Source organism: Vibrio sp. 99-8-1, assembly GCF_013114595.1.
Lineage (GTDB): Bacteria > Pseudomonadota > Gammaproteobacteria > Enterobacterales > Vibrionaceae > Vibrio.
Genome location: NZ_VTXE01000015.1, coordinates 17,020 through 36,770 on the forward strand (window position 1 = coordinate 17,020; position 19,751 = coordinate 36,770).

Here is a 19,751-nt window from a genome sequence, read left to right on the forward strand (position 1 = left end):
TTAATTAGAAAAAAATCACTTCTTTTTTGTGTTTTCCCTTGAAAACCCATTCACAGCCCTTATCTAAGGGGCATAGAAGTAATAAACATATTGTGTGTAGGGTTGAAACCTTACACATTGCCCCCACATAGGGGGTATAGAAAATGAATAATTGAATTCTTGGAGATAGCCTGATGGGTAAAATCATTGGTATTGATTTAGGTACTACCAACTCTTGTGTTGCTGTTTTAGATGGCGATGCACCACGCGTAATTGAAAATGCTGAAGGTGAGCGCACCACGGCATCTGTCATTGCTTATACTGATGGCGAAACTTTGGTTGGTCAACCTGCCAAGCGTCAAGCTGTAACAAACCCACAAAACACGGTATACGCAATTAAGCGTCTTATCGGCCGTCGTTTTGAAGATGAAGAAGTTCAGCGTGATATTAAAATCATGCCATTTAGCATTGTTAAAGCTGACAATGGTGATGCTTGGGTTGAAGCGCAAGGCCAAAAAATGGCTGCACCTCAAATCTCTGCTGAAGTTCTTAAGAAAATGAAGAAAACAGCAGAAGATTTCTTAGGCGAAGAAGTAACAGGCGCGGTTATTACTGTTCCTGCATACTTTAACGATGCTCAGCGTCAAGCAACAAAAGATGCTGGCCGTATCGCGGGTCTAGAAGTTAAGCGTATCATCAACGAACCAACAGCGGCTGCTCTGGCTTACGGCCTAGACAAAAAAGGCGGCGACCGCACTATCGCTGTTTATGACCTTGGTGGCGGTACATTTGATATCTCAATCATCGAGATTGATGAAGTTGAAGGCGAGAAAACATTCGAAGTATTAGCAACCAATGGTGACACTCACCTAGGTGGTGAAGACTTTGATAACCGCATGATCAACTACTTGGTTGATGAGTTCAAAAATGAGCAAGGTATCGATCTTAAAAACGATCCACTAGCAATGCAACGTGTGAAAGAAGCTGCTGAAAAAGCGAAGATTGAGCTTTCTTCTGCACAACAAACGGATGTAAACCTACCGTACGTTACTGCTGATGCTACTGGTCCTAAGCACATGAACATTAAAGTGACTCGTGCCAAACTTGAGTCGCTAGTTGAAGATTTAGTTCAACGTTCTCTTGAGCCTCTAAAAGTGGCTCTAGCAGATGCTGACCTATCTGTTGGTGACATCGATGATGTTATCTTGGTTGGTGGTCAAACACGTATGCCAATGGTTCAGTCTAAAGTTGCTGAGTTCTTTGGTAAAGATGCACGTCGTGATGTAAACCCTGATGAAGCCGTTGCTATGGGTGCAGCAGTTCAAGGTGGTGTACTTGCGGGTGATGTGAAAGACGTTCTTCTACTAGACGTTACGCCTCTGTCTCTAGGTATTGAGACAATGGGTGGTGTAATGACTAAGTTGGTAGAGAAAAACACCACTATCCCAACGAAAGCGAACCAAACTTTCTCAACAGCTGAAGATAACCAAAACGCGGTAACTATCCACGTTCTTCAAGGTGAGCGTAAGCAAGCAATGTACAACAAATCTCTAGGTCAATTTAACCTAGAAGGTATTCAAGCTGCGCCACGTGGTATGCCTCAAATCGAAGTAACTTTCGACCTTGATGCTGATGGTATCCTGCACGTATCTGCTAAAGATAAATCAACAGGTAAAGAGCAGAAAATCACTATCCAAGCGTCTGGTGGCCTAAGTGATGATGATATCGAGAAAATGGTACAAGAAGCAGAAGCGAACAAAGAAGCTGATAAGAAGTTCGAAGAGCTAGTAACAACTCGTAACCAAGCTGACCAAATGATTCACGGCACTCGTAAGCAAATTGAAGAAGCAGGTGATGCTCTTCCAGCTGAAGAGAAAGAGAAAATTGAAACAGCTATCAAAGAGCTAGAAGAAGTGAAAAATGGCGATGACAAAGAAGCCATTGACGCGAAAGTTCAAGCGCTAATGACAGCCGCTCAAAAGCTGATGGAAATTGCACAGCAACAAGCTCAAGCACAACAAGCGCAAGGTGGTGCTGAAGCAGGTCAAGAACAAGCTGCTCCAGAAGAAGATGTTGTTGACGCTGAGTTCGAAGAAGTGAAAGAAGACGACAAAAAGTAATTGACTGCTTTTAGTTAGTTTTTATTCAAATCAGTTGCGGGCGTCGGAGTTTTCTCTTTCGCCCGCAAATTTGTAATTAGTGAGTCAATCTAGATAAAGCGTTTGGTAACAGAACCGTTATCTAGATTGATACAACAAACCAAGTAGCACAAGGTTATTTGGGGCAAGAAATTGGTAATTTAAAAAATGTCAAAACGTGATTTTTACGAAGTATTAGGCGTTGGTCGTGATGCCTCTGAGCGAGATATCAAAAAAGCGTATAAGCGCCTTGCGATGAAACACCACCCGGATCGCAACCAGGGTGATGAGAGCTCGGCTGAGCAGTTTAAAGAAGTAAAAGAAGCGTATGAAATATTAACCGATCCGCAAAAGAAAGCGGCGTATGATCAATATGGTCATGCTGCGTTTGAACAAGGCGGAATGGGTGGCGGCGGCTTCGGCGGTGGTAGTGCCGATTTCGGTGACATTTTTGGGGATGTATTTGGCGATATCTTTGGCGGTGGTCGTCGTGGCGGTGGCCAGTCTCGTGCTCAGCGTGGTGCGGATCTTCGTTACAATATGGAACTCTCTCTTGAAGATGCCGTTCGTGGTTGTGAAAAAGAGATTGAAGTACCAACATTAGTTGGCTGTGAAGTGTGTGATGGTTCTGGCGCGAAAAAAGGCTCAAGTGCACAAACTTGTGGAACCTGTCATGGTCACGGGCAAGTACAGATGCGTCAAGGCTTCTTCGCGGTTCAACAAACGTGTCCAACTTGTAATGGTAAAGGCAAGATCATTAAAGACCCATGTGACTCGTGTCATGGTCAAGGCCGTAAGCAGAAGACGAAAACCCTTAATGTTAAAATACCAGCCGGTGTTGATACTGGTGACCGTATTCGTCTATCTGGCGAAGGCGAAGCAGGAGAGCATGGCGCACCAGCGGGTGATCTTTATGTTCAGGTTCATGTTAATGAACACCATATCTTTGAGCGTGATGGCAACAACTTATATTGCGAAGTGCCGGTGAGCTTTGCTCAAGCCGCACTGGGTGGTGAAGTTGAAGTTCCAACGTTAGATGGCCGTGTTAATTTGAAAGTGCCTACAGAAACCCAAACAGGTCGTATGTTCCGTATGCGTGGTAAGGGTGTGAAGGGCGTTCGTGGTGGCGGTGTTGGTGACTTAATTGTGAAACTGGTTATTGAAACCCCAGTTAAATTAAGTTCTCGCCAAAAAGAACTGTTGCGCGAGTTTGAAGAAACCTGTGGTGGAGAAGCGGCGAATAAGCACAATCCTAAATCTGAAGGTTTTTTCAATGGTGTGAAAAAGTTCTTTGATGACCTAACCAGTTAATTGGCATCCGCCATTTAATTCATCTGATTTTCTAAGCCAGCGTTACGCTGGCTTTTTGTTTTCTTCTCATCTGTTTTTCGATCTATATCTGGTTATTTCGGTTTCTATTGCGTTTAGAAATAACGAATATTGGATCTGTTTCCAATCCCGATCGCTTGTTCCTGCAACTTCCTCTGTTGTTTATTAAGATTCGTTTGTGCCGGTAGTCAGTGGAGTGACGAGATGCGTAAAGGATTTACCCTTCTAGAGCTGGTGATTACTTTATCTGTGATTGCTGTTTTACTCTATTCTGCCATGCCAAGTTGGGATCAGTTTGTAGAACGTTTTCGGCTACGGTCTACAGCGAGCCAGTTGCAGGGTGTATTTGTTGCTGCGAAAAGGGAAGCGATTACAAGAAATGAGGATATTTGGTTACACATCTCTGTCCATCCCCTAGCCGGAGAGTATCAATGGAACATCACACTCAGCACTCATCAAGAGGAAACTAAAAGCACAGAGTCACAGTCCAGCGGTGCCATTGCTGTTTATGAAGGTAAGGCCGTGTTTATCTCTTCAAACCGCAGTGTGGTTAAGCTGCTTGGTAAAAATGGAAAGTTTTCCGCTGCGGGCCATATCGAGTTTAGTCAGAATAGATCCAAGCAGCCCTCCTTTAAACTGATCTACCATCATATAACCGGAAGGGTTCGTGTCTGCTCGGTAAACGGGAGTTACTATGGCTACAGCTCCTGCTAAGTTTCGTCGTCAAAGCGGCCTTACTCTTATGGAAGTGCTGCTAGCCTCAGTTCTAGGACTCACTCTGCTTTCACTTGCGGTTAACATTATGCTATCGACTCAAAGAGTTGTGTCACGAGATGCAAATCGTCTTTATTTACAGCAAAGTAGCCGCGATATATTGCGTTTTTTGTCCGACGACATAAGAAGGGCGGGTTATAATCCGCTGCAAGATGCGCCGTTAAAGCTTCTCTCAGCCTCAAGCGTGATTGAAATAGAGCCGTCATCGATAAGCTACGTCTATAAAAAACCGCTGGGCTACGCTTACACCGCGATAAAATATGATAGTAAGCGGCAACGCTTACTTCTCTGCTCTTCAACAGAGCAACAACGTCCAGTGGTTAATAGCTGTCGCTATTTTTACTCGCTTTTTGACGAAAATAGAATTGAAGTGCATCAGTTTCAGGTCGAGAGAAAGCGTTTATATTCTAATATGTCGACCTCATTGCTCAGTATTACTTTAACGGTCGCGCTTGTTTCTGACTCTCTTCCTCTCTCCATGACGATAACTGTTTTCTCAAGGAGTTGAGATGTCTACTCAAGCTGGTGCAGTGGTACTTTTGGTGGTTAGCGTACTTATGAGCGTGGCACTGTTGATTTCGGTTTCTCACTCCCAATTGGTCTATTTGCAGGTTAAACAGGGAATGAATGAAGTGGCGGATCGGCAAAACTACTGGCTGGCGGAAGCTGGATTAGAGTGTGCCTATCTGCAAGTTAGTCATAGTTTTCCTCTGCAACACCCTTTGGACAATTGTGGTGTAACGCCTGCTGCTAGCGTAACAATATCCCCTATATCAAAGACGGTTTATCGTATTAACAGCCACTACAAGACGGTGAGTCTTAATCGGGATTTCTACTTTTCAATAGAGGATGAGCCTGACAGTCTCATGTGGCTACAAGGAAGTTGGTATGAAGAATAAAGCTAATCGTGCAAAGCAGAGCAGGGGGTTTAGCTTATTAGAAGTAATGGTGGCATCTTTAATTATAACCAGTGCAAGCATCGCGCTATTTCCCTTGCAGGTATCTTTGCTAAACAGTGCTGATGATGCGCTAACTCGTCAATATGCCTTATTTGCGTTAGAGAATCAGCTGGAAAAATTTATGAGCTACTCGAAAAGCGAAGGTGATAAAGAGGCCGATTTTGCGCTACTACAAGCTGGGAGTCGCTCGGTAGGGAAGGCAATCGACATTAGCTGGCAAGTCACTCCTATACGAGTTAATCCGCAAGGTGATGCTGGGCTTAAGAGTGAAAAGAATAAGCAGAGTGAAATAGCAGGGAAACAAGTAGTGATATCTGCAAAATGGCAAGACAAGCGAAGAAAGGTACAAACGATTCAGCTACAAACCGTGATCGCCAAGTGACCGTTATGGCACAAGGGCAAACATAGCGGTTAAATGGTTCTGCTAACTGAGAACATAACCTTAGCATTAATTAATATTAATTTGTTATAACTGCCATTCTAAATGCCTACATCGGCCAGTATTATTGCTTTCGTACCTTTTTGCTGAGGGTACAAATGAACTTGTTTAGTAGTAATAATAATTTAGTAAAGTGATACTCATTTGGTGATATAACTCCTCAATATCACCATTTTTTTTGTCCAAAATTCCCTTTCAAGATTATCTGACGCAGAGATGGGCGTGTTGATGTGCTGCCAAAGAGCGGGTTTTATTGGCTGCTGCTCTGTGTTACTGATTCTTGCCGTAGAATGACGATGCCTTCAAATCAGTGCCTTGATCAGCCGCCAATAAATTCTCGCTGAACAAGCACCTTGAGGTCACTTGAGTATATAATATCGAGCAGAATGAGTAATAAGCATGTTTTGATATAGGGTAATTGCTAGTGAGCGACGACATCGCCAATACGTTTTCAGAAAAAGATCATTATTTTATGCAGAGAGCAATCGAGCTGGCGTCTATGGCTGAGCAGCAAGGCGAAGTGCCGGTAGGTGCGTTGCTGGTAAAAGATGATGAAATTATCGCAGAAGGGTGGAATCGCTCTATCGGTTGTCATGACGCGACTGCTCACGCTGAAATTGAAGTGCTACGTAAAGCAGGGCAGGTGTTGCAAAACTATCGTCTGTTGGATACTACGTTATATGTCACCTTGGAGCCGTGTCCTATGTGCGCGGGAGCCTTACTGCACAGCAGGGTGAAACGTATAGTATTTGGTGCACCCGATTTAAAAGCAGGCGCCGCAGGTACGGTATTGAATCTGTTTGAACATCAAGCTGCGTATCATTACGCCGATGTTGAGTCGGGACTGTTGCAGCAACAGTGTAAATCTCAGCTGCAAGCATTTTTTAAACGGAGAAGAAAAGAGAAGAAGGCGGCGAAACAGTCTTTAACATAAAGTTAGTCACGCTTTATTTACGGTAGAAATAGTTGCCAATGACGACCCTGTTAGCAGCAACAGACGTCACAACTCATCGATAATTAATAACGGGTCAATCAGAGAGACTATTCTGAAAAAGTTTCGCTCTGAACAAAGGCTCTGTGACGCCAGATAATTTTCTTTTTGTTATTTGCCAACATTCGTTTACGGCGATTTGCCGATGCGACTTTGTTACTCAGTTTATTTTGTTGTCTCTTGGAAAACATAGATTTCTCGCTATTATAATTTAGTATTCGTTTGCCTATAAAGTATAGGTGAATATTATTACTAAAGTGTGAAACCACCTGTGACAACCAAGATTGTTACTCTGTCTTTTTACTGTCGCTCTGTTCTGGTTGCTTTGGTGGTTCGCTTTCTTTCTGCTTATCTGTTTTCTGCTTTTCATCAGACGGTGAAGAAACATCAGCTGATGGTATTTTGTCTTGCCCTTTTTCTGGTGGGCCTATAATTTCCCCATTTTCATCCAGCGGTATATCGATAACTTGTAAGCCGTTAATGTCTATTTCAGAGTTAAGTGCTTCTTGCTGCTCGACATGCCCAATGATTGACTGGTAGTAGCGGCGAATGTTCTCTACATAATTTCTCGCTTCATCACCACGAGCATAACCGTAGCGAGTGGTGCTGTAGTATTTACGCTTTTTAAGAAGTGGTAAGCGGTCTTTAACGTCACCCCATGCGTCCGGATTGCCATTCTGTCGTTTTGTTAAACGTCGCGCATCCATCATATGGCCGTAGCCAATGTTATATGATGCGAGGGCAAACCAGATTTTCTCATGAGCAGGAATGGAGTCTGGCACTCTATCAACGATTCTGCGTAAGTAGTCTACGCCACCACGAATGGACTGTTCTGGATCTAGACGATTTTTCACTCCAACGGATTTAGCGGTCGGTAAGGTCAACATCATCATGCCGCGAACCCCTGTAGGTGAGACGGCATTGGGGTTCCAGTGTGATTCTTGGTAAGAGAGTGCTGCGATCAGTCTCCAATCAAACTCTTGTGAGTACTTTTTAAATAGTGGCTCCCATTCTGGCAGTTTACTGTCCAGAGCACGAATAAAGGCGCGAGTATCGACATAATCAAAGCTGTCTACGTGACCAAAGTATTTTTCTTCTAGGGTAGCAAGCTCGCCAGATTGATTAATGCTGCCAAAATACTCAATTATTAGAGCGTATAGGCTTTCATCATCCCCTTTACGCATATACCAAGATATAGGCTGATCTTCTGTTAGCTCGTAAGCAACCGCAATATCAGGATACAGACGCTGAGTCAGAGATAACTCAACCGAATCGGCAACCGTAAATGAGAGCTCACCAGTCGATACTTTTTTGAGTAGATCTTTAACATCAGAGTTAGAGTCTACAGAGAAAGTGAGCTCTGGCATTTCTTGCTGGAGATTTTCTAGCGTTGGTACAAAGTGAGAGTCCGCTACCACAACAAGTTGATCATTTCCCTCTTGCAGTTTCTCGATCAGTTTTTTGTTGTTTCTTGGCCGCCAACTATTTTTTTTGTAGGCAACTTGTTGGCTAACATAGTAGTAGGCGGGAGTGGCACGATAGCGATTTATTCGATTGGAGGTTTGGCTTAACCCAGCAGCCACGATATCTATTTCATCATTATCTAATGCGGGAAATAGCCCAGAGAAACGATAGACGGGTTTCATCTCTAGTTTTACCCCTAAATCATTAGCAAATTTTTGTGCTAACTCATAATCCAATCCTGTTGGTCCATCTGGGCCAATGTAGTAAGAGAGTTGATTGTTTAAGGTACCAACTCGTAATACACCTCTTTCGCGTACTTTATCGAGTTCACTCTTAGGATTGGAATCGATCTGACAGCCGGAAATGAGTGCAACCAGAGAGAGCAGCAACAGGACTTTTGCTTTAGGTGGAAAGGCAATTCTTAACATTAAATAGTGGATTCTCATTAGTTTACTAAGCTCTTTATATCAGAGCGCAGGCGAGGGGCAAAGAATCATTAAAGAAAACAGTGATTATTTTCTGATTTATCTATGAATGGTCATGAAATTGAAAAAATGACGCAAACGGTTGCTTTTTGTGTTACGTCACAAAACAATTTCATCTATAATACGCCGGAACCAATAGGTAGCATTGGTGTGAATTTACGTGGTTTGTTAGTTAACTGTTTGAATTTATACCAATATTACCTAACTAAAGAGACCTAAGCACATGAGAATTTTGCGTGGTTCCCCAGCTCTTTCAGAGTTTCGTGTGAATAAACTGATTGAACTTTGTCAGGAGCAAGGCTTACCTGTTACTGATTTATATGCTGAGTTTGTCCATTTTGCTGATCTGAGTGAAGATTTGCATCAGTCTGAACTGGAGAAGTTAGAAAAATTACTTACCTACGGACCGACAATAAAAGAGCATAAACCACAGGGTACTCTTATTCTTGTTACTCCTCGCCCCGGAACCATCTCTCCATGGTCATCGAAATCGACCGATATTGCTCATAACTGTGGGTTAAATAAAGTTAAACGCTTAGAACGAGGCTGTGCTTACTATATCGTTACAAGTGCCCCTTTGTCCCCGCAACAGAATAGCGTGGTGGAGTCACTGATTCATGATCGTATGATGGAATCGGTATTCTCTTCATTGGAGATGGCTCAGCAGCTGTTCTCTGTTTCACAACCTGCCCCTGTGGTCGAGGTTGATGTACTGGCTGGTGGCCGAAACGCATTAGAGCGAGCAAATACAGAATTAGGTTTGGCTTTAGCTGATGATGAAATCGACTACCTAGTTGATAGCTTTAAAGGGCTAAAGCGAAATCCGAATGATATTGAGCTGATGATGTTTGCACAGGCAAACTCAGAGCACTGTCGTCATAAAATATTTAATGCCGACTGGACCATTGATGGTGTTAAGCAGGATAAATCGCTGTTTAAAATGATCAAAAACACTTTCGAAACCACTCCAGAGCATGTGTTGTCAGCTTATAAAGATAACGCAGCAGTAATGACTGGCTCTAAAGTTGGTCGATTCTTCCCTGATCCAGATACTCGTGAATATGGTTATCACCAAGAAGATGCCCATATTTTAATGAAGGTCGAAACTCATAATCACCCAACAGCAATTTCTCCGTGGCCGGGCGCATCAACAGGATCTGGTGGTGAAATTAGAGACGAAGGTGCCACAGGTATTGGGGGGAAACCAAAAGCGGGATTGGTTGGTTTTACCGTATCAAACTTGAAAATTCCGAATTTCGTTCAGCCTTGGGAAAGCGATTTTGGTAAACCGGGGCGAATTGTTACTGCGCTAGATATTATGCTAGAAGGGCCATTAGGTGGCGCAGCATTTAATAACGAATTTGGTCGTCCAAATCTGCTCGGTTACTTCCGTACTTATGAAGAGAAAGTAAATTCCCATAATGGTGAAGAGGTTCGTGGTTACCATAAGCCGATTATGATCGCTGGTGGTATGGGAAATATTCGAGATGGCCATGTTCAAAAGCGTGAAATTCCAGTGGGAGCCAGCCTAATTGTACTTGGTGGGCCTGCTATGAATATCGGTTTAGGTGGTGGTGCTGCCTCTTCCATGGCATCAGGACAGTCGGCAGAAGATTTGGATTTTGCTTCTGTTCAGCGAGAAAACCCAGAAATGGAACGCCGTTGTCAGGAAGTGATCGATCGTTGCTGGCAGCTTGGAGAAGAGAACCCAATTGCCTTTATTCATGATGTCGGTGCTGGTGGTATCTCCAACGCACTACCTGAGTTAGTGGATGATGGCGAACGAGGTGGACGATTCCAGCTTCGAAATGTGCCAAATGATGAGCCAGGAATGAGCCCGTTAGAGATCTGGTGTAATGAGTCTCAAGAGCGTTATGTTCTCGCCGTTGCACCTGAAAATATGGAAATATTCGATGCTATATGCCAGAGAGAGCGAACCCCTTATGCGGTTGTTGGTGTGGCAACAGAAGAGCGTCATCTAACGCTGGAAGATAGCCATTTTGATAACACACCTATTGATATGCCAATGGATATCTTATTAGGTAAGACGCCAAAAATGCATCGCGAGGCGACCACTCTTAAAGCGAGTAATGCGGCGTTAGAGTGTGGTGATATCGAAATTAATGAGGCTATTGAGCGCATTCTACGTTTGCCTGCGGTAGCGGAAAAAACGTTCTTAATTACTATCGGTGACCGTTCTGTTACGGGCTTAGTTGCGCGAGACCAAATGGTTGGGCCTTGGCAAATTCCAGTTGCCAACTGTGCGGTAACGGCTGCTAGTTACGACACTTATCACGGTGAAGCGATGTCGATGGGTGAGCGAACGCCAGTCGCATTGCTCGACTTTGCGGCGTCAGCAAGGCTGGCTGTAGGTGAATCCCTAACCAATATTGCGGCTACTGATATTGGTGATTTAAAGCACATTAAACTTTCGGCTAACTGGATGTCTCCAGCTGGGCACCCGGGAGAAGATGCCGGATTATACCAAGCGGTCAAGGCGGTCGGTGAAGAGCTTTGTCCTGCGCTAGGGCTAACGATTCCTGTTGGCAAAGACTCGATGTCGATGAAAACGAAATGGCAGGATGATGGAGAAGATAAAGAGGTAACCTCTCCTCTATCACTAGTGATTACTGCTTTTGCTCGTGTTGATGATGTTCGTAAAACAGTGACTCCACAACTACGTACCGATAAAGGTGAGTCTAGCCTGCTACTTATTGATTTAGGTAACGGCAAAAATCGTATGGGAGCCACTGCGTTAGCTCAGGTGTATAAACAACTGGGGGATAAACCGGCCGATGTTGATAATGCACCGCAATTAAAATCGTTTTTTAACGCAGTACAGAAACTCGTTAGTGAAGATAAAGTGGTGGCATACCATGATAAAGGTGACGGCGGTCTGTTTGTAACCTTAGCCGAAATGGCGTTCGCTGGTCATTGTGGTGTAAATATAGACATCCAAGAACTAGGTGATTCTCCGCTTAGCGTACTATTTAATGAAGAGTTAGGGGCGGTTATTCAGGTTGAAAATAGCCAACTGGATTATGTTATGTCAGTGCTTAACTCATTTGAGCTTGCAGATTGCAGCCACATAATTGGTCAAGTGGAGCAGAGTGATAGCATAAGCATTGCTGTTAACGGTCAAAATGTGGTGTTGCGTTCTAGAACGGAGCTGCGTTCGATTTGGGCTGAGACGACTCATAAAATGCAAGCGCTTAGGGATAATCCAAAATGCGCAGATCAAGAGTTTGCCGCTAAATCCGATAAGGATGATCCCGGCTTAAATGTACATTTAACCTTTGATGTAAACCAAGATGTTGCAGCACCTTACATAGCTAAAGGTGCAAAACCTAAGATGGCGATACTACGTGAGCAGGGTGTCAACTCTCATGTAGAGATGGCCGCTGCATTTAATCGTGCCGGTTTTGATAGTGTTGATATCCATATGAGCGACATCTTAACAGGACAGGCAGTACTAGATGAATATCATGGATTAGCCGCGTGTGGTGGCTTCTCTTATGGTGATGTTTTAGGGGCTGGTGAAGGTTGGGCTAAATCCATTCTATTTAACCCCCAAGCGCGAGATCAGTTTGAAGGCTTCTTTAATCGAAAAGATACCTTCTCATTAGGTGTCTGTAATGGCTGTCAGATGCTCTCAAATCTACATGATCTTATTCCGGGAGCCGAGTTGTGGCCAAGATTTGTCCGCAATGAGTCTGAGCGTTTTGAAGCGCGCTTTAGTCTAGTTGAAGTACAAAAATCAGATTCACTATTTTTAGCTGGAATGGAAGGTTCTCGTCTACCTATTGCGGTTTCTCACGGAGAGGGACGCGTGGAGGTTCGCGATAGTGACCATCTATCTGCAATTGAACAATCGGCAACGGTCGCGCTGCGATATGTAGACAATAACGGTGTCGCTACTCAGCAATACCCAAATAACCCGAATGGTTCGCCAAATGCTATTACAGGTTTAACAACTAAAGATGGCAGAGTGACTATCATGATGCCTCACCCGGAGCGTGTGTTCCGTACGGTTGCTAACTCTTGGGCTCCTGATTCATGGGGTGAGAGTGGGCCGTGGATGCGGATGTTCCGTAACGTGCGCGTTAATATCGGTTGATAACGGCGTGACGACCACCATTTCTGCGTCAAAGGTGCTCATTTACACTTGTAAACTGCGCGCCTTTTCCTTGAGCTGGTGGCCGTCACTTGTTCTAAACCGATATTAAGTTTTTGGAAAAACCTCGTAATGACACCAATTCCGCTTAAACAGGTGCTCATTTACACTTGTAAACTGCGCGCCTTTTCCTTGAGCTGGTGGCCGTCACTTGTTCTAAACCGATATTAAGTTTTTGGAAAAACCTCGTAATGACTCCAATTCCGCTTAAACAGGTGCTCATTTACACTTGTAAACTGCGCGCCTTTTCCTTGATCTGGTGGCCGTCACTTGTTCTAAACCGATATTAAGTTTTTGGAAAAACCTCGTAATGACACCAATTCCGCTTAAACAGATGCTCATTTACACTTGTAAACTGCGCGCCTTTTCCTTGATCTGGTGGTCGTCACTTGTTCTAAACCGATATTAAGTTTTTGGAAAAACCTCGTAATGACACCAATTACGCTTAAACAGATGCTCATTTACACTTGTAAACTGCGCGCCTTTTCCTTGATCTGGTGGCCGTCACTTGTTCTAAACCGATATGAACCTTCGGCAAACAGACATTACGAATTTAGTAGCCTACACTCCTTTCTTTTTAATAACTGGCGGTTACTTGTTTCAAACCGGCAATTGTTGATTGGTGTTTTTATTTGCAGCAATTTACGGACGAATATGTTTAAATGCGCCCATAAAAAGGAGCATTGGCTCTTTTATGTACAGTAATGGGAATGAAAATGAGTAGCAGTAAGAAGTTTAGCTATAATGTTGTTGAAAAACGTAGTGGCTGGACTGCAGAAATTGTACGCCAAGTCTCTTCAAAGCGTAGTGTTGTATCGAAAAGAGAAATGGGCTTTGAATCAGAAGCCGATGCGATTGCTTGGGCAGAAAAAGAGCTACCAAGCTTTATTGCTCTGCAAGCTGATCGTAATAAACGCAAATCTGCGATGCGTAAAGCTGATCAAGAGTAATGCTTAAAGATTAAAAAAGGGCCTGACATTTAATGATGTCAGGCCCTTTTGCATTCAGTATTAAGGTTATTGAGAAATGGACTATTTCTTAGGGATATTCTCTAAAATAGCAACCATTTGTTCCCAAAATAGTGCCACTGTACTGATCTCTACTTTCTCATCAGGAGAGTGAGGGAACTTGATCGTTGGGCCAAATGAAATCATATCCATATTTGGATACGGTTCTTTAAACAGGCCACACTCTAGACCAGCGTGAATCACCATAATGTTTGGCTTGTTACCGTAAATGCCTTCATAAACATCGCGGAAGATATGCATGATTTCAGAGTCGGCATCAGGTTTCCATCCAGGATAAGCGCCGTTAAACTCAACTTTTGCACCTGCTAGTTTGGCAATAGAAGCGAGCATTCCTTCTACCTGACTACGTCCTGAGTCGATAAGGGAACGAATCAAGCAGTGAACAATAACTTTACTCTTCTTAGTCGTGATAACACCGACGTTTAAGGAAGTTTCTACAACACCTTCGATATCATCACTCATTCTAATTACACCGTTAGGACAGGCATTTAATCCGGCGATAAAACGATCTTGTGATTCTTGTGCAAACATCTGATTTTCAGTTTCAACAATTTCGTATAGCGGAAGGATATTGGTTTCAATCTTACCTAACTCAGATTTAAGAATATTAATGAACTTGGTGAACAGTTCATTTAACAGCCCCTCATTGACCATAGGTACCGCTACAGTAACAAAGGCTTCTCGTGGAATGGCGTTACGGAGGCTGCCGCCACGGAAATCAATAATGCGTAATTCTAGTTCTTCTGCGTGACCCGCTAAGAATCGGCCAAGTAGCTTGTTGGCGTTACCACGACCAGTGTGAATATCACAACCTGAGTGTCCGCCTTTTAGACCTTTCAAAGACAGTTCTCTAGTAACATAACCTGCAGGAATTTTTTCACGTTTAACATCAAAAGTGATGGTGCCATCGATACCACCAGCGCAGCCCATATAAACTTCGCCTTGCTGTTCTGAGTCAGTGTTAAGCAGTATGTCGCCTTCAAGCCAACCTTCTTCAAGGCCAAATGCGCCTGTCATGCCAGCTTCTTCATCAATGGTAAGTAGCACTTCAAGAGGGCCATGTTTAATTTCATTAGAAGCGAGCACAGCTAAACAAGATGCCATTCCCATGCCGTTGTCGGCACCAAGAGTGGTTCCTTTTGCTGTTACCCAATCACCGTCGATATAAGGTTGAATCGCATCGGTTTCGAAGTTATGTTTTGTGTCTTCATTCTTTTGAGGAACCATATCAATATGGGCTTGTAAAACCACACCTTTACGGTTCTCCATCCCTTCTGTTGCTGGCTTTTTAATAAATACGTTACCAGTGGCGTCTCTTCTTACATCAAGGCTTTGCTCTTTAGCCCAGTCAACAATGTACTGTGCTAATGCTTCTTCATGCTTGGAAGGGTGGGGAATAGAGCAAATTTTATCGAAAAACTGCCAAACAGGCTCTGGCGAAAGAGTGCTTATTTCCGAATGATAATTAGACACAGATTACTCCTTTTAAAGGCCTGAAACCTTTATTTATATATAGTCAAACTTGTTAAGGGCTGCATCATATCACTGAGAAACTAACGACAGAAGGGTTGATTGGAAAAGTCTTGAACTAAGTTGTAACGATTATTGATTACCCAGTCACTTTCTGTAATTAACTTACATGTAATGCGGTTTTATATAGCTTCAATAAAATAAATGTGACTTTCGTCACTTTTTTGTTGTAATTAAATTTCATGATGATATGGTAGCACCATCTTCTGAGACGAAGAGTAAATGCTCAAGGAAAAGAGCCCGTACATCGCCTCCAGGGAACCGAGAGTCAAACAACATTAATTGATTAAAAGGTGATAAATATGAAAGGTTTAGTTTCTTCAGAGTTTTGGGTTAATTCATCAGTTTACACTCAAAACTTCCAGTATCCTTCTAGCTTCGGATACTAAGCAAAATTCGCAATTACTTGTGATATGAACGTTAAGTTCAACCCCCATATATTGGAATTTTATTACAACCCATTTGGTTGAAAATATTCTAACGCCACTTCAGTTTGAGTGGCGTTTTTTTTATTTTAAAATGTAATCCATTACATTTTTGTTCTGTTATGAGGGTTATTGCATTGGCTATGAAGATATGAGCCAAATGAAGCGATTATACGGCAATTAATTAGCCTTTAATGGCTTTTAAATATTGATATAGAACAAATAAACATCACTGTGGTCTCAGGCTAATAAATAACAATATGTTGATTTTAATCAGTCTCTTATGATGATTTTTAACATTGACTGATATGTTGTTAAACATTGTTTTCTTTAAATTTACTGCTTTTATATAAATTGAGGCTGGAATTTGTAATTTGATAACTTTATAATTCGCGCCAATCGTTTACGCAATCGTTTACTATTTAATTTAAAATTTAGTTTTAGGGAAAACTTATTATGCTGGAAAAGCTATTTAAGCTCAGTGAAAATGGGACTAATGTTCGCACTGAAGTGATCGCAGGGATGACCACTTTTCTAACCATGGCTTACATAATTTTTGTAAACCCGGCCATTTTGTCTGAAACAGGCATGGATCGTGGTGCCGTTTTTGTAGCAACTTGTTTGGCCGCGGCTATTGGTTGTTTCATCATGGGCCTTATTGCTAATTATCCTATCGCTCAAGCTCCGGGAATGGGGTTGAACGCTTTCTTCACTTACTCTGTTGTTTTTGGCATGGGGTACACCTGGCAAGTGGCTTTAGGGGCAGTATTCTTTTCCGGTATTTTGTTTATCCTATTGAGCGTATTCAAAATTCGTGAGTGGATCATTAACTCCATTCCTATGTCTTTAAGAACAGGTATCTCTGCTGGTATCGGTCTTTTCTTAGCGTTTATTGCTCTTCAAGGCGCAGGTATTGTTGGTGACAACCCGGCAACATTGGTTTCTTTGGGTTCAGTGACCTCACTACAAGGTATTTTGGCTGCGATTGGTTTCTTTTTAACGATTGCTTTAGTTCACCGTGGCTTTAAAGCGGCGGTAATGATTGCAATTTTGGTGGTTACCGCATTAGGTGTGTTGTTTGGTGATGTTCAATTTGGTGGAATCATCTCTACACCACCAAGTATCGCGCCAACGTTTATGCAGCTAGATATTTCTGCTGTGTTTGATGTTGGTATGATCTCTGTCGTATTCGCATTCCTGTTTGTTGACTTGTTTGATACTGCAGGAACCTTAGTTGGTGTTGCAACCAAAGCGGATCTAATTAAAGAAGATGGAAAAATTCCTCGTCTTAACAGAGCATTACTCGCTGATTCTACAGCAACCTCTGTAGGGGCCTTGCTTGGCACCTCAAACACAACTTCTTATATTGAAAGTGTTTCTGGTGTCGCATCGGGTGGCCGTACCGGATTAACTGCAGTTGTGGTTGGCATTTTGTTCCTACTTGCATTATTCTTCTCGCCATTAGCAGGTATGATCCCAGCGTATGCAACATCAGGCGCGCTATTTTATGTAGCGATTTTGATGATGTCAGGTTTAGTAGCAATCGATTGGCGCGACTTAACAGAAGCAGCTCCAGTGGTGGTTATTTGCCTACTTATGCCGTTAACTTACTCTATCGCTGATGGTATTGCGCTTGGCTTTATTGCTTATGCGGCGATCAAAGGCTTTAGTGGTAAAGGCCGTGAGGTTTCTATTAGCGTCTGGGTTCTAGCTGTCATTTTTGCACTTAAATTTGCTCTAGCGTAATTGCTATTGCTTTGCTATTTATCGAGCCAGAACAGGTATTATTAATATGAGTAATAAATTCATCATTACTTGGGACAACATGCAAGTGTATTGTCGCCAGTTAGCAGAGCGTCAAATGCCTGCTGAACAGTGGAAAGGTATTATCGGTGTGAGCCGTGGAGGTTTAGTACCTGCTGCAATTCTCGCTCGTGAATTGGGTATTCGTTACGTGGACACGGTTTGTATTTCAAGTTACGACCATGATCATCAACGTGATATGAGTGTGCTTAAAGCGCCAGAAGGTGATGGTGAAGGTTACTTAGTGGTTGATGACTTAGTTGACAGTGGCGATACCGCTCGTCAACTTCGTGAAATGTACCCTAAAGCGAAACTGATTACTGTATGTGCAAAACCTGCGGGTGCTGATCTTGTGGATGAATACATTGTTTCTATTCCTCAAGATACCTGGATTGAACAGCCGTGGGACATGGAAATCGCATACGTAGATCCTATCAATAAACCTTAACTGTGACTTTATTGAACTAATTTAACAATGCCCCGTTAGGGGCATTTTTTTTGCCCAACGAATTTGTGCAGCCTGTTAATACTGCTTGTTCGGTTAATACTTGTTTGTTCGGTAAATAAAACTGCGCTTCTTTAACTGCGTTTGAGCAGACACAAACACAATGTTGTTAAAGCAAAATACAGCTTTACTCGAGCAGATGTGGTTTGTTGAATGAAATGAATGGTTGCAGAAGGATATACGGTTTGTGGGCTTGGGTTTATTCTGGCTAGATAATTAATGCCATTGGTATATTATATTGTTATCTTCGCTATTTTTGTATGTATTACCATGTCTGAAAATCAAAAAAATCTATCAGAAAAACTGTTTAAGAAACATCGTCAGGGCAAAGAGACGTCAAGTTTGACGCAATATATGCCTAGTAGTCTCGAGTTTCTAGCGGAAAAAAAGCAGCAGGAACAGTACTCATGGTATCGAAACCTTCGTCGATATCAGTGGATATGGCAAGGTATTGACCCGATAGAGCAGGAAGAAGTGTTAGCACGCATCGCTTCCTCTGAACATTCACGCACTGAAGACCAATGGTTAGATACGGTGATTGGCTATCGCCCGGGAAACTGGGCTTATGAGTGGACTAGCTTGGGCATGAGACACCAGAAGAGAGCGGCAGATCTTACTGGGGATGAAGCTTCAGATGAGTTTTTCACTGCGAGTTTATGTTTTAGTATTGCCGGTTACCCACATTTAAAAGGGGATAATCTGGCTATTCAGGCGCAGGTATTAGCGAGCTCTGCTTATGAAGAAGCAATGAAAAATAGCCGTTATATTACGCGTCAAATTAGTGTTCCATTCCAAGGAAAAAGCATTCAAGCCAATCTGCACCTTCCTCATACCGAACGTCCACTTCCTGTGGTTATTGTGAGTGCTGGTTTGGATAGCTTACAAACGGATCTGTGGCGAATCTTTCGGGATTATCTAGCAGAGAAAGAGATTGCTATGTTGACGGTAGATATGCCTTCGGTTGGCAGCAGCAGTCATTGGCAGTTAACCGAAGACTCATGCAAACTGCATCGGGCTGTTCTCGAAGAGTTGGCTCACTTACCTTGGGTTGACCACCACAGTGTTGGTTTGCTGGGTTATCGCTTTGGTGGAAATGCCATGCTGAGACTTTCGTTTATTGAGCAGGACAAAATAAAAGCGTGTGTAGCTTTGGGGGCTCCTATTCATGACACCCTCTCTTCGGCAGATAAAGTGAAGAATATGCCAAAGATGTATCTGGATGTTCTAGCGTCGCGTCTAGGAAAAAATGTTGTGGATGTAAACAGCTTAGCTGGACAAATGATGGCCTGGTCTCTGAAAGTTCAAGGGTTTTTAAGCAGCAAGAGAACCAAAGTACCTGTATTGGCGCTTGCTTTAGAAGGTGATCCCGTCTCGCCGTACTCAGACAATAAGTTGGCGGCACTGTTTAGTCACTACGGTAAAGCGAAACAAATTTCCTCTAAATCCATCTCCGTAGGTTATGAACAATCGCTAGATTTAGCGATTAAATGGCTGGAAGATGAATTAATCTAATGACAGGCTCTTCATTTTGTGTGTAGCATAGGGGACTATGTTAGTATTTTGTGAGAAACTAATATAGTTATTCCAGTGTGACCTCATGATGAAGGATTCATAACAATATCAATGTGTTCAGAACCAATAAAATAACAGAAGGAATGGCTTTCCTTACTATTTTCGCTGAACAAACATATTGAGGTTGCTTGAGTATATTAGGAAATCACCTTAAGT

The 19,751-nt window shown here is 42.8% G+C and carries 14 protein-coding genes; 12 read left to right on the forward strand and 2 right to left on the reverse strand.

Going from position 1 to position 19,751, the window contains the following annotated elements:
• Nucleotides 1-173: 173 nt before the first annotated feature.
• The 7 genes from dnaK to tadA all read left to right on the forward strand — a co-directional run bounded on the left by dnaK (nt 174) and on the right by tadA (nt 6,552).
• Nucleotides 174-2,099, forward strand: coding sequence for a molecular chaperone DnaK (gene dnaK / locus F0227_RS10090; RefSeq protein ID WP_171753075.1), 1,926 nt, complete (start codon nt 174-176; stop codon nt 2,097-2,099).
• A 186-nt stretch (nt 2,100-2,285) separates the two neighbouring features.
• Nucleotides 2,286-3,428, forward strand: coding sequence for a molecular chaperone DnaJ (gene dnaJ, locus F0227_RS10095; protein ID WP_171753076.1), 1,143 nt, complete (start codon nt 2,286-2,288; stop codon nt 3,426-3,428).
• 222 nt (nt 3,429-3,650) lie between these two features.
• The gene (locus F0227_RS10100; RefSeq protein ID WP_171753077.1) at nt 3,651-4,160 is read left to right on the forward strand and encodes a prepilin-type N-terminal cleavage/methylation domain-containing protein; all 510 of its coding nucleotides are present in this window, start codon (nt 3,651-3,653) and stop codon (nt 4,158-4,160) included.
• A complete protein-coding gene (locus F0227_RS10105; protein ID WP_171753078.1) occupies nt 4,141-4,728 on the forward strand; it encodes a hypothetical protein in 588 nt (195 codons plus the stop codon). Before F0227_RS10100 ends, F0227_RS10105 begins: the two co-directional genes overlap by 20 nt.
• A gap of 1 nt (nt 4,729) precedes the next feature.
• The gene (locus F0227_RS10110) at nt 4,730-5,119 is read left to right on the forward strand and encodes a hypothetical protein (protein ID WP_171753079.1); all 390 of its coding nucleotides are present in this window, start codon (nt 4,730-4,732) and stop codon (nt 5,117-5,119) included.
• A complete protein-coding gene (locus F0227_RS10115; protein ID WP_171753080.1) occupies nt 5,109-5,561 on the forward strand; it encodes a prepilin-type N-terminal cleavage/methylation domain-containing protein in 453 nt (150 codons plus the stop codon). The genes F0227_RS10110 and F0227_RS10115 overlap by 11 nt, the downstream gene beginning before the upstream one ends.
• Nucleotides 5,562-6,042: 481 nt before the next feature.
• On the forward strand, nt 6,043-6,552 hold the full coding sequence (gene tadA / locus F0227_RS10120; RefSeq protein WP_171753081.1) for a tRNA adenosine(34) deaminase TadA: 510 nt from the start codon (nt 6,043-6,045) through the stop codon (nt 6,550-6,552).
• Nucleotides 6,553-6,896: 344 nt separating this feature from the next.
• Here tadA and mltF read toward each other — a convergent pair whose 3' ends face one another.
• Complete coding sequence (gene mltF / locus F0227_RS10125; protein ID WP_171753175.1) at nt 6,897-8,501, reverse strand: membrane-bound lytic murein transglycosylase MltF; 1,605 nt, start codon at nt 8,499-8,501, stop codon at nt 6,897-6,899.
• A 280-nt stretch (nt 8,502-8,781) separates the two neighbouring features.
• Between mltF and purL the strand changes: the two genes are divergently transcribed.
• Nucleotides 8,782-12,675: a phosphoribosylformylglycinamidine synthase gene (purL, locus tag F0227_RS10130; RefSeq protein WP_171753082.1), complete on the forward strand. Its 3,894-nt coding sequence runs from the start codon at nt 8,782-8,784 to the stop codon at nt 12,673-12,675.
• A gap of 773 nt (nt 12,676-13,448) precedes the next feature.
• Nucleotides 13,449-13,682: a DUF3622 domain-containing protein gene (locus F0227_RS10135; protein ID WP_171753083.1), complete on the forward strand. Its 234-nt coding sequence runs from the start codon at nt 13,449-13,451 to the stop codon at nt 13,680-13,682.
• A gap of 81 nt (nt 13,683-13,763) precedes the next feature.
• Here the strand turns inward: F0227_RS10135 and F0227_RS10140 are convergent, their stop codons facing one another.
• Complete coding sequence (locus tag F0227_RS10140) at nt 13,764-15,233, reverse strand: aminoacyl-histidine dipeptidase (protein ID WP_171753084.1); 1,470 nt, start codon at nt 15,231-15,233, stop codon at nt 13,764-13,766.
• A gap of 938 nt (nt 15,234-16,171) precedes the next feature.
• On the opposite strand from F0227_RS10140, the gene F0227_RS10145 reads away from it, so the two are divergent.
• The 3 genes from F0227_RS10145 (at nt 16,172) to frsA (ending at nt 19,535) form a co-directional block, all read left to right on the forward strand.
• The gene (locus F0227_RS10145; RefSeq protein ID WP_171753085.1) at nt 16,172-17,461 is read left to right on the forward strand and encodes an NCS2 family permease; all 1,290 of its coding nucleotides are present in this window, start codon (nt 16,172-16,174) and stop codon (nt 17,459-17,461) included.
• A 46-nt stretch (nt 17,462-17,507) separates the two neighbouring features.
• Nucleotides 17,508-17,966 (forward strand): xanthine phosphoribosyltransferase, encoded by a 459-nt coding sequence (gene gpt / locus F0227_RS10150; RefSeq protein ID WP_171753086.1) that lies wholly within the window; start codon nt 17,508-17,510, stop codon nt 17,964-17,966.
• A gap of 327 nt (nt 17,967-18,293) precedes the next feature.
• A complete protein-coding gene (gene frsA / locus F0227_RS10155) occupies nt 18,294-19,535 on the forward strand; it encodes an esterase FrsA (RefSeq protein ID WP_171753087.1) in 1,242 nt (413 codons plus the stop codon).
• Nucleotides 19,536-19,751: the final 216 nt, after the last annotated feature.

Coding starts and splice junctions, on each gene's coding strand:
- F0227_RS10115 (WP_171753080.1), top strand. CDS start 5,109: ATGAAGAATAAAGCTAATCGTGCAAAGCAGAGCAGGGGGTTTAGCTTA.
- gpt (WP_171753086.1), top strand. CDS start 17,508: ATGAGTAATAAATTCATCATTACTTGGGACAACATGCAAGTGTATTGT.
- F0227_RS10100 (WP_171753077.1), top strand. CDS start 3,651: ATGCGTAAAGGATTTACCCTTCTAGAGCTGGTGATTACTTTATCTGTG.
- F0227_RS10145 (WP_171753085.1), top strand. CDS start 16,172: ATGCTGGAAAAGCTATTTAAGCTCAGTGAAAATGGGACTAATGTTCGC.
- purL (WP_171753082.1), top strand. CDS start 8,782: ATGAGAATTTTGCGTGGTTCCCCAGCTCTTTCAGAGTTTCGTGTGAAT.
- F0227_RS10135 (WP_171753083.1), top strand. CDS start 13,449: ATGAGTAGCAGTAAGAAGTTTAGCTATAATGTTGTTGAAAAACGTAGT.
- mltF (WP_171753175.1), bottom strand. CDS start 8,501: ATGTTAAGAATTGCCTTTCCACCTAAAGCAAAAGTCCTGTTGCTGCTC.
- dnaK (WP_171753075.1), top strand. CDS start 174: ATGGGTAAAATCATTGGTATTGATTTAGGTACTACCAACTCTTGTGTT.
- frsA (WP_171753087.1), top strand. CDS start 18,294: ATGTCTGAAAATCAAAAAAATCTATCAGAAAAACTGTTTAAGAAACAT.
- dnaJ (WP_171753076.1), top strand. CDS start 2,286: ATGTCAAAACGTGATTTTTACGAAGTATTAGGCGTTGGTCGTGATGCC.
- F0227_RS10105 (WP_171753078.1), top strand. CDS start 4,141: ATGGCTACAGCTCCTGCTAAGTTTCGTCGTCAAAGCGGCCTTACTCTT.
- F0227_RS10110 (WP_171753079.1), top strand. CDS start 4,730: ATGTCTACTCAAGCTGGTGCAGTGGTACTTTTGGTGGTTAGCGTACTT.